Annotated in this window: 5 protein-coding genes and 3 pseudogenes; 3 read left to right on the top strand and 5 right to left on the bottom strand. The window is 57.4% G+C overall.

Translation table 11 applies throughout. The annotated features are described in order from the left end of the window. Positions 1 to 139 precede the first annotated feature (139 nt). Positions 140 to 6601, bottom strand: a complete 6462-nt coding sequence (locus OLZ32_RS38665) for a non-ribosomal peptide synthetase (RefSeq protein WP_264425635.1) — start codon at positions 6599 to 6601, stop codon at positions 140 to 142. Positions 6602 to 7408: 807 nt separating this feature from the next. Here OLZ32_RS38665 and OLZ32_RS39570 point away from each other — a divergent pair. Then, a pseudogene (locus OLZ32_RS39570) lies at positions 7409 to 8348 on the top strand (ISAzo13 family transposase). Positions 8349 to 8403: 55 nt separating this feature from the next. On the opposite strand, the pseudogene OLZ32_RS38650 reads toward OLZ32_RS39570, so the two are convergent. Next, positions 8404 to 9135 (bottom strand): annotated as a pseudogene (locus OLZ32_RS38650) (transposase); the annotation flags it as partial. A 620-nt stretch (positions 9136 to 9755) separates the two neighbouring features. On the opposite strand from OLZ32_RS38650, the gene OLZ32_RS38645 reads away from it, so the two are divergent. Further along, complete coding sequence (locus tag OLZ32_RS38645; RefSeq protein ID WP_264399518.1) at positions 9756 to 10808, top strand: S8 family serine peptidase; 1053 nt, start codon at positions 9756 to 9758, stop codon at positions 10806 to 10808. Positions 10809 to 10990: 182 nt separating this feature from the next. Here the strand turns inward: OLZ32_RS38645 and OLZ32_RS39565 are convergent, their stop codons facing one another. The 3 genes and pseudogenes from OLZ32_RS39565 to OLZ32_RS38630 form a co-directional block, all read right to left on the bottom strand. Beyond that, on the bottom strand, positions 10991 to 11536 hold the full coding sequence (locus OLZ32_RS39565; protein ID WP_373696481.1) for a trypsin-like serine peptidase: 546 nt from the start codon (positions 11534 to 11536) through the stop codon (positions 10991 to 10993). Positions 11537 to 11959: 423 nt separating this feature from the next. After that, the gene (locus OLZ32_RS38635) at positions 11960 to 13531 is read right to left on the bottom strand and encodes a S8 family serine peptidase (protein ID WP_264399516.1); all 1572 of its coding nucleotides are present in this window, start codon (positions 13529 to 13531) and stop codon (positions 11960 to 11962) included. A gap of 154 nt (positions 13532 to 13685) precedes the next feature. After that, positions 13686 to 14040: pseudogene (locus OLZ32_RS38630) on the bottom strand (DUF4158 domain-containing protein); the annotation flags it as partial. Between the two features lie 163 nt (positions 14041 to 14203). Here OLZ32_RS38630 and OLZ32_RS38625 point away from each other — a divergent pair. Next, the coding region (locus OLZ32_RS38625; protein ID WP_406649403.1) for an aldehyde dehydrogenase family protein at positions 14204 to 14914 on the top strand (711 nt) is incomplete at its 3' end.

Genomic DNA, 14914 nt, shown 5'->3' with positions numbered 1-14914 from the left:
GCATTCAGCGACAAACCAATAATGGAGGGAATGGCGAGCCGCATGATGAGGCGGGAAACCTTGCCGTCCAACAAACTGGTATGCCTTGCCGGTGAAGCCATGCGCTCGCCTTCGCCCTTCATCGGTGGCTCCGACGGCCTCATCCGTTATTGCCCGTTTGATCAAATTCTCGAAATGCATCGACAGTCTGTAGGAGTTCATCGCGCAAGATTGTGCAGAGGTTGCGGGTCGTTTCGTAACCAACTTGTCGTGGATCGTATCTCACTTCGATGTGGAGTTCGCCCGATTGGTACCCGACGCGAAACCAGAAGAGATAATTCATAACGGACTGATCCATATCTTCGCCGATCCACAATGGGTGTGGATCTCTGGACAGCAAGCGGCGCGGATAATGACGTTGGAGTCTCGCTCGATAGTTCACTCCGATGCGGGGTAACGGCAGGCGATCGATCCGCTCCCGCACGGCGGGATGCCGATTCAAGAACTTCAAAGCTCGAAAACCTATGCCCTGGCGCGGCAACGAGGTGCGCTGCTGATATATAGAGCGGGCGCGGTCTGGACGAGACTCCGTTCCGGTAACGTATAACGGAAGCGGCACCAGTTCACCGATATAGCCGATGATTTGAGACGGGTCGATGTCGTCGAATAGACATCCCCTGGTCGAAGTGAGGCTGTCAATCCAGAGTGAGTAATTTCCGAAAGCGCGGCCAAATGCCCCCGAAATAGCCGCAAGCAATAGATCAAAATCCTCGCATTGCGCAGACGCCGCCGCAACCTTGAGAAGTTTCCCCGTTGTCTCCTCGCTGATCCTTATATGATACGTGGCCTGGTCTTTCCAAAGCGGCCTGCAGAATTCTTCATCGATATGTTTCTCGGAGCCTGCATAGTGGAGCCACCTCGCAGTTTGAGCTGAAAACCCCGCCGCATTCGTCCCAGAATCGCTCACACCTATGTCAAACAGGTCGTACCGTAGGCCCTCCCAATGCTCGAGCTCGGTTACCGCTTCGCCATTCGCGTAATTACCCAGTCGCTGCAGCCATCGAGACAGGGTCGTCGTATCCGGATCTGCAGCAGTCCGACCAGCGGCAAACGAATCATAAGCTGCCTCGAGTGCATTCAGGAACAGTCTGTATCCAACCCCGTCTGCTACAAAGTGGTGCAGCAGAACAAGCAAATAGTAATCGCCACTCTCCGATGTCCGGAAGGCTGAGACTCTGATAAGAGGTGTCCGACCGTCAAATCGAAATATGCGCTGACGCTCCGCGCAGGCTTGCTCAATGGCCGTGAGTTGTTGCGCTGTGGCCATACCGACAAGGTTAATTTCTTCTACGATGGGATCTGGTATCGATCCGATTACCTGAGATAAGCCGCTCTCTGTTTCAGCGATTCGGAGCCTCAGTGCTTCCTCCCGGCCAATAACATGCGCAAGTGCACGTTCAAGAATGAAGACATTCAAGATGCCGGCGGGCATGAAGAAGAGATCAACAATATTGTAGTGCTCGCCGATTCCGACACAACTATTCCAATGTGAGATCGCAGGGGTTACTGGCATCGGTCCATCGGAAGCCGCTAAAGCAGATGTCGCGGCCGACGTTTGGTACGTTGCAAGTTCCCGGATGGTTGGTGTCTGATGCAGTTGGTTGACCGTTAAGCTCAGTCCCGCTTTACGCGCCAGTGTCACGCACCGCACACTCAGAAGCGAATTTCCACCGATATCAAAGAAGCTATCATCGATACCAATAGATTTGGCGCCCAACAGTTCTTGCCAGATACCGGCGAGGAGTCGCTCCCTCTCGGTCCGTGGCTCAGCGGGCTCGGTCTTTTGCATGGCGCGGGATGAGACGAAAGGGAGACGAGCCCGATCTATCTTCCCGTTCGCTGTGAGCGGCATAAGTCGCACCATCTGAACATCCGATGGGATCATGTAAGATGGGAGTGTCTGCCGCAGATGGCTCACAATGTCTCCTGAGGTCAGGCTGTCGTCATCTGGCGCCACGAGCGCAACCAGTCGCCGATCATCATCCTTGCCCTCTACAAAGACGGCGGCCTGTGCGATGGCAGGATGAGATCCGAGCGCCGTCTCGATTTCCTCGAGCTCAATTCGGAAACCCCGAAGCTGAATTTGGTTATCCGCTCGACCACAAATCTCCAGAAGACCTTTGGCTGAAATGCGGGCGATATCACCACTCCGATAAAGGACGCTGTATTGACCTTCATCGTATGGATTTGGAACGAAACAGTGCTTTGTTCGCTCTGGATCCTTCCAATATCCCGCGCTCACGCAGCGTCCTGCCACACAGAGTTCACCTGCGACTCCGACGGGAACCCGTTTCAACTGTGCGTCAAGGACGTACATTCTCACATTATCGATCGGGCGCCCAACGGGCACAGCTGAAGAGCCATCGTCGGCGTCCGTTGTTCCGTAAACCGCTGCATTAGACGCGCACTCCGTATTGCCATAAAAATTCCATAGCGGCACATCCGGAAAGCACTCTCGCCAACGAGAAGGAAGCGATGCCGGCATCGGTTCAGCGCTGCTTGTAACCAGGCGCAGGTTGGTCAATTTCTGCAGTCGCTTTTGAGCGGCAATTAAACCAGACAGAATAGGCGGCGAGGCAGACAACCACGTGACGTGATTCCGTGCCAACTCACTCAACAAGAGGTCGGGGTCGTGCAACTGCTCTTGCGTCAGAATGAGCGTGGGCACCCCCTTCAGGAGCCCTCCAAAATACTCCCATGCCGCAGCAACAAGTCCCGCTGACTTCTGTACGGCCATAACGTCGAAGCGATCAAAGGGGAAGCATCGCCACATCCAGTTCAGTCGATTGAGCATTGCGGATTCCGGTATGACAACGCCCTTCGCCTTACCCGTCGAGGATGAGGTATATATCAGGCTGGCTGCGCCCTTATCGGGCAATTCGATCGTTCGGTGCGTGACCCGGCCAGGAGCGTGTCCAGCCTGCAGGGTCGACAGGCTAACGCATGGCACACCAAAATGGACCTCTTTGTCCTCGCGAGCGCGAACAAGCAGGCTCGCGCCACTGTCCCTCACGATATGGCCGACCCGTTCCTCCGGGTAATCTGGCGATATAGGCACGACAGTTGCCTGCAAATCCCGGATGGCCAAAGTCGTGGCCGCTACATCAGGCGACCTGTCGACGAGCATGGCAACGATATCACCCGGCCCCACCCCGCACGTCCGCAGAACGGACTGGATCGCAGCCATGCGTTCGCGCAGATGGCCAAACGTGATTGCCCCGAACTCGCCGAAGTAAGCCACCCGATCGATGTTTGAAGCGCTCACCTGATCGAACGCTTCCACAAGTGAAGGCTCGTCCTCATATGACCGCTCATCACCCTTGAGCGAGTTTAGAATGGTGACTTCCGACGGGCTGAGGCTGCTCAGGGTGACAATCGGCTCGGCCGACCTCTCGACACAGGTAGCAAGAAGATGGCGAAGATTATCGGCCATGCGGGCGATCGCATCGCTCGAAAATACGTCTTCCGCGTAAGCCAGTTGCAACGCAATTGCATCGCCTTCGTCTTGCGCGTACAGTGTAAGGTCGAATTTCACATAACCTGTGTCGTATTCGCGAAAAGTCAGTTCCAAATCGCGCTTGGCAGGAGGTTCCGCGGGCTCGGAGTACATGTTGAACATGACTTGGAAGATCGGTGATCGACCGGGCTCGCGGTGGAATCGGGTATCTCTGACCATCCAGCTAAATGGATACGCCGAGTTCGCGATGGCATCGCTTGTGAGGTTATGCACGTGATTTACGTGAGCCGCGAAGGACTTATTGACGTCGATCGTGGTTCGAATTGGCAGCATGTTGAGGAAAAATCCTACGATCTCCTCGGTGCCGGGCTGGCTGCGCACCACATGCGGTATACCAACAATCACATCGTCTTGGCCGCTATACATCCGCAACAGCAGCTTGAAGCATGCCAATAGGATCGTGGAAGTCGTGCACCTGTGCCGGCGTGCAAAATCTCGCACTTGATCAGACACTTCGCCGCTAAGGAGAATCGCATGCGAGTTCCCACGGTAGGAGCTTACTTTCGACCGCAGTCGATTCCCGAGCGAAAGTACAGGAGGATTGTCGCCTAGCTGACGACGCCAATAGTGCCGCTGATCACTCAGCGACTTCGGTGTAAGATGTACACTTTCCCAGAGCGCATAGGTCGAGAGCGATGGGCGATCTGGTGGAGGGACGGCAGCGGGATTGGAGTATCTCGTCTGTAAATCTCTGAGCAGAACAGAGATTGACCATGCATCTATGATGATTTCGTGTGCGGTGATCAGCATGAGATGATCGTCGGCGCCAAGACGGATCAGGCGCGCACGAAACAAATGGCCCTGACTGAGATCAAAGGGATTGTTGAGCTCCTTCCGCCGCAGCTCCGCCAATAGCTCCTCGGCCTCCTCTTGAGGCAGGTGAGTGGCGTCCACCAACTCTATCTCGGATCTCTGCGGATCATCAAAAATCTGAACGGGCCCATCTTCGTCGATGAAACGTGCCGACAGCGCGTCATGCGCCTGAACAACATCGTTCCAAGCTTTATTGAAAGCGATTTGGTCGACAGCACCTCGGATACGCATACCACCTTGAATGATGTAATTTTTCGTGGTCGGATAGAGCTGCCAGAGAAACCAAAGATGTTCTTGCACTCGCGTCAGGGGCGCTCGTCTGAGCTTCCCACAGGGGGGAAGCACGTTCTTTGTCGTTTCGGATTGGTTTGATATCGATAATGCAAGCGACCTGATGGTCCCATTCAGAACGATCCTGAAATCCGCATTTGCTCCGAGCTGCCTCTGAATCCGAGCCAATATAAGTACCGCGCGGAGCGAGTCGCCCCCAAGATCCATGAATTGATCGTTGACACCGATGCCTTCGATCCGAAGAACGCTGGACCAAATATCTCGTAATGTGCTTTCAAGCTCCGTCTTTGGTTGCTCGAGCGGACTCTGCAGCTCCGGGCGAACGGTTGTCGGATCTGGCAGTAACGCGAGATCTACCTTCCCGTTTCGGGTGATCGGCATCCGGTCGACACGAATGAGTCGCTCCGGAAGCATGTAGGCAGGAAGTGTTTCGGCAGCAAAGCTCCGGAGTTCACCCTCTGAAAGTTCGGCAGGAGCCGACACATAGGCCAGTATTCGTCTTGGCCCAGTTTCTCGGCCGGTGTGGGTTATTTCCCGAGCCGTCAGCTTCACGCTCTCGTTTACCGGTGTGACAGCAACGGCGGCACTTACCAAAGGATGAGCGCAGAGGCGAGACTCGATTTCTCCAAGTTCGATCCGGTGCCCCCGGATCTTGATCTGACGATCTCGTCTACCAAGACACTCCAGCAGGCCATCTGCCCTGATGCGTCCGAGATCGCCGGTCTTGTAGAGCTGCCGATAAGATGGATGGTCCGAGAACGGGTTCGACAAAAAGACGTCTTTGGAACGCACGCCATCGTTGATGTATCCATCAGCGACACCGACCCCACTAACGCAGATCTCGCCAACTTCTCCCGTCTTGCACAGACGCGATCCATTGACGACATAAACCCTGAGATTGGCAATAGGCTTACCGATGGGCAAATAGGTTTCAGCTGTACTGGGCGGGAGAGATATAAAATGGTGTGTAACCCCATCCGCACATTCGGTCGGTCCGTAGTGATTGAGAATTGGGACTCGAGGAAAGAGTGTCAGCCACCCGTGCGCCAAGGCTGGCGTCAGCGGCTCGCCCACCGTGGAGACCATGCGCAACGCACGAAGAAACCGCTCCGTGACTGAGAGTGACTGGAGATACTCAACGAAGACGGCTAGCACCGATGGAACGAATTGGGCAATCGTGACGCGATTAGCCTGCAGTGCCCGAAGAAGGGCCGTCGGAGATCTCACTGTCGAATCATCTATGATCGCGACGCAACTGCCGACACATAGCCCTGCCAAAAGCTGCCACAGCGAGATGTCAAAGCTATGCGAGGCAGTTTGTGCGACACAGTCCTTCTCACTTAGCTCGAGCGCATCCATCTTGGCCCTCAAGTGGTTGTTTAGTCCTGCGCGCTTGACCATCACCCCCTTGGGTCTCCCCGTCGAACCGGACGTAAACAGAATGTAGGCGAGATGGCCCTCAGCCAAAGCTGGCATTCCAGGAGAGGCAGGGCCACCGTGTAGCGCCGTCTGCACCGTCAAGAATTGTCGGCGGCCTTTGCTGTTTTCCTGAAAGAGGCCAAGCTCTTCCGGTCTTTCCGGCCCGATAATCAGAGTGCATCCACTCTGCTCGATCATGAAAGAAATGCGGGAGGTCGGCAAAGATGGATCGAGCGGCAAATATGTCGAGCCGCTTTTGAGAATTGCGATTACCGTGGCTGCCCAATGGGGGTTTCGGTCACCGAAATACCCCACGATTCTACCCTCTGCGCTGTGCTCTCGTAAGGTGCTTGCAATTTTATCCGACAGCAGTCGCAACTCACCATATGTGAGTTCTTCCGCGCCATGCTTAATCGCTATCCTGTCTGGGAACGACGCCGCAATTTCATCGATAGACGCAACGACATCGATGAGCTGACTTATGACAGATTCGGACTTGGCAGTGCCGACTTCGTTGAGCATTAGTCGTCCTTGGGGGCGAGGCAATCAATAGGCTGGTTCGTAGTCCCTGCGAGAGAGCTTCAAAAGTCATGCCAACTACGCAAACAGGCGCTAAAGCCAAAATTTGCCCGTGAATCATCAATGGCTTAAATGAAAGTTAGCCAAGAGATCAGATCGAAAAGCGCCGTGTTGCAGACTCGACAAAGCCACAGCAGGGCGGCTACTCGTGTTTTGCCGGGAACAGCGGACAGGGATATTAACTACGACATTGGGTGCAGGCTGCGACATCGGTCCAGGTAAGTGTTGCGGCCATCCTCCGTTTCCGCCATTGCTGTGAGACGGTGGACACGAAACCTGCGGGGATCTGTCGCAACGTTCTGCCCACCGGTGTGGCAGAATAGACCGCGCGAACCAGTGAGGGGGACAACTACAGCTTACCGAAGGCTGCTTTGCGACACAGGCGCTGAAATGGGGACCGGGAAACAACGCGAACGTGCCGCAGGTCGAGACAATCCGACGATTCACTTATCGTTGCGCTGTCCTAAGTCGCAGTTGGTACGATGACCATGACACTGACGTGGCAGCGCAGGCAAGAATCCCGTGCCAAAGGCCCATTTAGATGCGTTGGCTCAAGCCAAAAGGAAAAGCGAGTTAACCCTTTCTCCCCGCGATGACCGCGGCGTCGGCGAATGCAGATTCGACATCTTGAGCCTGCGACGGGATACATACGAGGAAGCGGGGCTGAAAGACCTCGACGCGGCCCCGCCGCCACGCGGCCGGGTGCGCCATCAAGGTGGCGGCCCGCGGCCGTTGACTGCGCGTGATCCAATGCTGCTTGCCGACCTCGAGCGTCTCATTGAGCCGGCGACCTTGGGCGATCCGGAGCGGCCGCTGTTGTCGGTGTCGAAGAGCATGGACAAGCTGGCCCGCGCGCTTTCCGACATGGGCCATACGATCAGCCCCAACAGCGTGCGCAAGCTGCTCACCCAGCTCGGCTTCTCGCGCCCGTTCAACCGTAAGGCGGATGAAGGCGCCAACCATCCAGACCGCGACGCCCAACTCGAGCACATCAACGCCAAGGTGGTCGCGGCGCAGGCGGCCGGCGAGCCCGTCATCTCCGTGGATACGAAGAAAAAAGAACTTGTCGGCAACTTCAAAAACGGCGGCAGCGACTATCGCCCGAAGGGCGAGCCGCAGCGGGTGAACTGCACGACTTCGGCGACAAGACGCTCGGCAAAGTCGTCCCCTATGGCGTCTACGACGTGGCCGCCAACGAGGCCTGGGTCAGCGTCGGGATTACCGCCGACACCGCCGCGTTCGCCGTCCGGTCGATCCGCACCTGGCGCGAGCGCTATCCAGACGCCCGCGAACTGACGATCACCGCCGACTGCGGTGGCTCCAACGGCGCGCGGGTGCGGTTGTGGAAAGTGGAACTGCAGAAACTCGCCGACGAGACCGGGCTTGTCCTCCACGTCCACCACTATCCCCCGGCACGTCGCAGTGGAACAAGATCGAGCATCGGCTGTTCTGCCACATCACTCAGAACTGGCGCGGCCGGCCGCTCACTGACCGCCTCGCCGTCGCTGAACTGATCGGCGCAACCACGACCCAGACCGGACTCAAAGTCGCCTGCGCGCTCGACAGGCGGACCTACGAGAAGGGCGTCAAGATCTCCGACGTCGAGATGGCCAGCCTCGACATCACCGGCGGCGAGTTCCATCCCGACTGGAACTACACCATTACACCGCGGCGGCCGATGAATCCGTAGCAGTTATCGTTGCGGTTGTCCTTAGGCAAGACCCTCGGGCTTAGCGCCCGGCACAAATCTCGCCGAAGGACAGACCCTCCTGGCGTAAGGCGTGGAGCATCTCGAATATCGCCTGGCGAGATTGCCTATGCGCGAACCGGGCGCGCCGACGATGTGCCGCAGCGTCGACAACGGCGTCCTCGGACAGGATGGCTCTTCCTGAGGCACGGCCGCAAAGGCTCATCTGTTTCTCGATTGCCGTACGGAGATTCTGGACCAGGTGAAACCGATCTGCCACCTACCAAGCCCGCCGGTTCGCCTTCACGGATGGCTTGCGCATACAGGCCGCATCTGTCTCGGCTGACGACCTCGATGGAAGTATGGTTCCGCAGCCACCCGGCTGCACTATCGACACTCCGATCATCGAGAATGTCGACGACCGAACGTCGCTCGAGAGATCAGCCACGATAGTGCCGTATCGCGTCGCTCGCCGCCAACTCCAGTCATCGATGCCAACCACCCGAATCTTGGAGGTGCAGTGAGAAACCGCGGCATCCCGCTTCAGCTGCCGCAGTATGGTGTCGTCGCTGACAGGCATACCGAGCCTTTGCATCGGGCTTGCCCTGCGTCGGCAGATCCTGAAGGCTGCGGTTGGACCAGCCATGCCGACTTCGGCTCCGTCGTCCGCAATCGGGGAGATGCCGATCGTGGGTCCGGCAGCGGAAACAACCCAGCTGTCATCGACAGCGTCCGCGACATCTAGAATTTTGCCCCCTGGGCCGGGCGACCATTTCGATTTCCTTTGCATGCCCGCCCAAAGCGATAGTGTCGCTAACAGCGGATGAACCACACAAAGGAAAAACCCTTTTAACGGACAAGCGACACGACCATTTACACGCTGAAAATCGGCGCGACGCGAGATTGGATCGCTCGCATTGCCTGAGCACCGCGCGTCCGCAATCTGACACCGCAATCTGACACCGCGATATTCAGATTCACGTTCAACGTGCAATTCGCGCATGAAAGTTCCCATGCCTCATTACTAAAGACAATTTGTATCATTAACAAAGAATGCTGATAGGTGGCTATGGATAAAGAGACATGCGGTTCAAGGGCCTTGATCTAAATCGAGTGACTGGCTTCCGAGGATCTTCATGCAGCCTCGCAAATTGAAGCAAAAACTCACTTTGACAATAATCCCTAGATTGTAAAAACATAGGATAAACAGGGGACCTCTCAATGGAAAAGTTGCTCATTCTAAAGTCGACCGCTAGTACGGAATCCTTCCGCGGCGGACCAGGCCCGAGGCCGACCCCCAGGAAGGCTCGTGTGACGGCGCAAACTGTGGAACTAGAGGTGGTCGATGCCACTCCTGACCAGTTGCGCAGGGCCGAGCGAGATGAGGCGGTCAAAGCCTATGCGAGGCCGATGCCTCTCAAGCTGATTGCGCCGCGCAGGGCAAGCAAAGCGACAAGCCGCCAGCAGGTCGAGGCAGCAGTTCTGGCAGGTAAGTCATGGGGTGTCGAAGCTGTTTGTGGACCAAATCCGGACTATGACGGGGAAGGCGTCATCGTTGCGGTTCTCGATACTGGGATCAACAGGGAGCATGCGGCATTCAACGATCCGAACCTGGAAATCGTTGAGCGGGATTTCACCGGATCCGGCGGCGGTGACACCGATGGCCATGGGACACATTGCGCGGCGACGATCTTCGGCAGGAACGTGAATGGCGTCAGGATCGGGGTCGCGCCGGGAATTCGAAAAGCGTTGATTGGAAAGGTGATTGGAGGCTCCGCCGGTACCGAGGCATTGCTGGAGGGGTTCCAGTGGGCGCTTTCGAGCGGTGCAAACGTGATCTCGATGTCGCTCGGCTTCGATTTCCCGAGCTATCGCGAGTGGCTGGTGGATAAAGGGTACGCGTCGGAAGCGGCAACCTCCCAAGCGCTCGAAACGTTCATGGACAACATTCGCCTGTTCGATACGCTCCTGGAGATGAATAGGCACCAACAATCGATTGGCCGCTCAGCCGTCGTCGTTGCAGCAGCCGGCAACGAAAGCGGCCGGGACGCGGCAAAACCATATGTGATCCAACGGTCGAGCCCATCTGCAGCCATAGGCGTGATTTCGGTCGGCGCCGTCATGGAGATGGCCGATGGACTGACGGTCGCGCCGTTTTCCAATACCAATCCCACCCTGGTCGGTCCGGGCGTTGGTATTGTTTCTGCCGGGAAAATCACCAAGAGGAAGAAGGATGCACTGGAGGCCATGGACGGCACCAGCATGGCATGTCCGCACATCGCAGGGCTGGCGGCGCTGCATTGGCAGGCCGCCGCAAGCCATGACAGAAAGTCTGAAGAAATCGCCGAACGCGTCCGCAGATCCTGCAGCCGGGATCGAATTTATTATGAGGAGTCGACCATCGCCGATATCGGTCAGGGGCTTGCCCTAGCTCCGGTCAAGAAGCCGGTGAGACAGCGCTAGGCGAGCGACGGATGACCACTACCCGGCACTACCGCAAGAAGCGGATATCGGTGAGATCCGATATCCGGCGCGGGCGACGTGTCGAAGCGAGCCTCGTCATCACCTGCCAGAGCATCCAAGGCGGCAAGCTGACCGAAATCGATTTGGGTTTGTGGTCTGAATTGTCGAGATTCGGGTCTGGATCACGCCGTCAACGTAGCTCGAGGCAAAACCTCGGAAAACAACCTCCTCCTCCGGCAGTAAGGCGGTTTCCTGGCCCATTTCGTAGCCCGTGGCACATAGCTTGCCGGTGTCGAGGAAGTGTCTTGCGATCCTTGAAATACTTCGGCTCGGATGTCGCGCCTGACCCTCCTTTTTGCCGCGCCTGGCGACAACGCCTTGGCGAGCAGGTTCCGAACGGTGTCGGCTGGAACCGCGTAGTTCGTCGTGATGAACCGGCCGCTGAAATGCAGGCCGAAAGCCTCGCCGCTTGCGAAATCAAGCACGCAGGAACCCGAACTGCCGCCAAGCGTCGTGCAGTTGCGCAGAAGCTTCCCATCCCTCACAGCCGTCACCGCACCAGGGGCGAGCCGTTTCTTATTGTAGATCTTGCCATAGATATCCTCCATGAGGTTGACATCCGGGATTCTCCTGTCGAATGCTGGATGACCGATCACAGCCACGCCCTGGCTGATGCTCGGTTTTGCCGCCAGGGGGATGGCGCTTGCGAGCTTCGCTTCGCCGCTCATGAGCTCGACCTGAAAGAACGCGACGTCGGGACCAGGGTGCTCTTCGACATAAAGGGGCTTGAGGAGACGGAAAACCAGTTCGTCGGGATTGTCGATTTCTTCCAGGAAATCGACGCGGGCTTTCATGGGGCCGTCCGTGCCCTGCTTGAAGACAAATCCGCTGCCATGAGCCGTCCCACCAAAATCAGCCTACGCTGTGGCCAGCGAGATCAGTTGACGTTTCCATATAAGAAAATCGGCTGAGAATATCAGCCGACCTTCTTTCTCGTATCTGGAACGGAGTAGCGTTTCATCGGGATGGTGATCCATCCGGTCAGGCTCTTCGCCACCGAAAGGATGGTCTCCTCATCGCCCTCGATCAAGAGAGAAGACGCCTTTTGGTCAACGACGGTAGCACCGGCCCTTCCGAATTTCTCGGCGGTTTCATTCGAGGATGGCCCTGTCGAGCTTTTCCTCCTCAATATCACCTGTTGCATAACCACGTCGCTCATGATCATCCCACCCTGGAAGTCCGAAGCCCTCGAAATCCCGGGCAAGACCAAGCGGCGTCGCCGAGCCGAAGAGCTTATCTCTAAGCGCGGTGCTTTTTTCGGCACCGTTGAGACCTAATATAGTCGCGTCCTCGCCCAAAAGATAGGCCGCATAGCCAGCCAATGCGGGACTTGCCATCGAGGTTCCACTCATCGCGCCAAATGTCCCTCCGGGCAACGTCGAGACAACCCCCACACCAGGGCCTGTCAGATCGATCTGCGGCCCGAAATTCGAAAATGCGCCCACGAAGGTATTCTCCCTTCCGTATGGTTTGGCGACATCTCCGACCTCCGACGACGCCATCGGGAAGGAATCCGTCCATCCCATCGCCGTAACAGCGACACAGAACGGCAAGGCGGCGGGATAGCTTACCGGCTTTCGACTATCATTGCCGGCCGCTGCAATCACCAGAACGCCGCTGTCGAGTGCCGATCCAATCGCCGCTCTGACCGCCTCGTCCTCTTCGCCGCCGCCAAGGCTGAGGTTTATGATGTTGCATCCATCCTGAACAGACCGGTCGATGGCATTCATGATATCGTAATTGGTCGCGTCTCCCCCGTCGTGGGGAAAGACGCGGTAGCTTCTCAACGTGACGCCGGGCGCGACGCCGGCAAGGTCGATATCGCCCGAAGGCCGGGCTCCAACGATCCCTGCGACATGCGTACCGTGCTCGCCTTCGACAGCGGCCGGCCCCCAGTCAGCGATCTCGCCCGGATCGTCCTTCGTTTCCTCAAGAACCATGTTTGCCCCTCCCGAAATGTTGGGCAACAGCGGGTGGTTCGGGTCGATGCCGGTATCGACGATGCCCACAACCACCTCGTGTCCCGCGGTCAAGGGCAGATCGCCACGAAACCGGCGCAAGGCTAGAAGCTGTCCTGCGAGATTAATCGTTTCAAGCTGTAGGGCCGCGCCGGCGGCCAGCGTGAAGTTGCGCTCAAAGCGCCCCCAGTGGCGGGCGGGGCCATAGATGTAGACACGCTCAAGCGTTACGCCTGGCGCAATTCGCAACCGAATTTCGCCATTGGCGTCGGTCGAGCCCTCGTCGCCGGCCCTGGCACGGAAATTGGTGAATGCAACAACACGGGCACCGGCAAGAGGATTTCCATCAGTATCCTCGACGCGCAACACGGCACCCTGGCCTGCCTGCGCAACGACCGCCGCTGCCGCTGCTCGCTTCACCTTGTAAATCGCTCGCATCTTTTCATAGGTAACGAGCGGAACAATCTTGAGGGCGGGTTCCTCCAGTCGAAGTTCCAACTCCGTCTCGGGCGTCATCTCGACAAGCTTTGGCCCATCGACGCTGACTGAGTCGATGACTTCGACCTTGCTCATCGCATCCTTGGTCAACGGCGCAGTTCCGCGCGCCGCCGCGACCAGCGGTATCGTCAACCTGAGTGCTGCTGCCCGCGCGAGGACCGCAGAGCGAAATCCGTGCGGGGGAAGCACGACATATTGTTTGAGCATGCGTATTCTCCAAGACTGCCGGACAGTTTGGCGTGACATTATAGGAAAACGAATGCTCCGATAAGTGGTAGAGCGAAGAATTTGGGCGATCTCGCAGACATCGGCGACCTCGAGCCAGGGCGGTGCCGGCTAAACGGCCTCTGCGAAATGCAGCAGACATCGTCGCCGCCTGAATTGCAGCCAATAGCGCGGCTCGGCGATCTTGCACCGTCGCGCTTCTCGTATCCAGATACACCATTAAGCGCGCCGTGTGATCGCGACGGGTTTCTCCACGGCGTGCATAGAGGGCAAATGCTTCTGGGGCGGCGCCGATCTGATTAGCAACATATCTCAGCATGGCGCGAGGCGGAGTTTCTTCTGCTCCCAGCACTCGGCCCCGGGTATCGCATAAGACATAGCTGAATAGCAAAGCCGAGCCGATTATGATCACGCCTGCGCAGTTCGATTTCCAGGCGATCCGCCAGTGACAACGAATAGTGTCGGATCAGGCTGTCCTCTTCGACTGGTATATCGAAAAGCTTTCCGTGGGCCCAGTGCCGCGCTGCTCGCGTTTGCCTCGCGGTCGATCAATATGCTCGGCAATGTCGTTTGTCGTGGTGACAAGTCCGCGCTTCAAGCCACAGCAGCGATCGGCTATCCCATCGCTTCGACAAACGCCGCCGGGAGGAAGACATGTTGACGATCACAGACGCGCTCAAGAAACACCTGAAGAATCCTGAGCTATTCGCCCAACTTGTAACACTGGCCGGTCCTGATGCGGGCGAAGGCTCGAAGCGCTTTGCCGTCCACAACCCTTCGACCGGAGATCTCCTGGCGCATTTGCCCGATATGGGTGCCGGCGAGACTGCCGCGACGATCAACCGCGCTTATGCCGCCCAGGAACTATGGGCCGGTCTGACCGCCCGCGCCCGTTCCGAAATCTTATGGGAGTGGCATCGCCTGATCCTTGAACACGGCGACGATCTCGCCGCCATCCTGACCGCGGAGATGGGCAAGCCGTTTGTCGAGGCGAAGTCGGAGATCACCCATGCGGCAGCCTATCTTCAATGGTATGCCGAGGAAGCAAACCGCATTTATGGCGAGACGATTTCGGCGCCATCGAACGACCGGCGAATGCTTGTGATCAAGCAGCCGATCGGCGTGGTCGGCGCCATTACCCCTTGGAACTTCCCAGCGTCAATGGTGGCGCGCAAGATCTCCCCTGCCCTTGCCGCCGGCTGCACGGTCGTTCTCAAACCCGCCGAGCAGACGCCGCTTGTCGCTGGCGCCATGTTTGTGCTTGCGCAAAAAGCAGGGTTTCCGGACGGTGTGCTGAACCTGATCTATGCCTCGGAGGGCGATGCCGTCGGCCGTGAGCTTTGCACCAATCCGAAGGTTCGCAAG

Origin of the sequence: Rhizobium acaciae, from assembly GCF_025941625.1 — a bacterium.
Taxonomy (GTDB): Bacteria; Pseudomonadota; Alphaproteobacteria; order Rhizobiales; family Rhizobiaceae; genus Rhizobium; species Rhizobium acaciae.
This window is presented reverse-complemented; position numbering and strand designations above follow the sequence as displayed.

Excerpts from the sequence above, each read along its gene's own strand:
- OLZ32_RS38665 (WP_264425635.1), bottom strand. The coding sequence starts at position 6,601 with ATGCTCAACGAAGTCGGCACTGCCAAGTCCGAATCTGTCATAAGTCAG.
- OLZ32_RS38645 (WP_264399518.1), top strand. The coding sequence starts at position 9,756 with ATGCCTCTCAAGCTGATTGCGCCGCGCAGGGCAAGCAAAGCGACAAGC.
- OLZ32_RS39565 (WP_373696481.1), bottom strand. The coding sequence starts at position 11,536 with ATGAGCGGCGAAGCGAAGCTCGCAAGCGCCATCCCCCTGGCGGCAAAA.
- OLZ32_RS38635 (WP_264399516.1), bottom strand. The coding sequence starts at position 13,531 with ATGCTCAAACAATATGTCGTGCTTCCCCCGCACGGATTTCGCTCTGCG.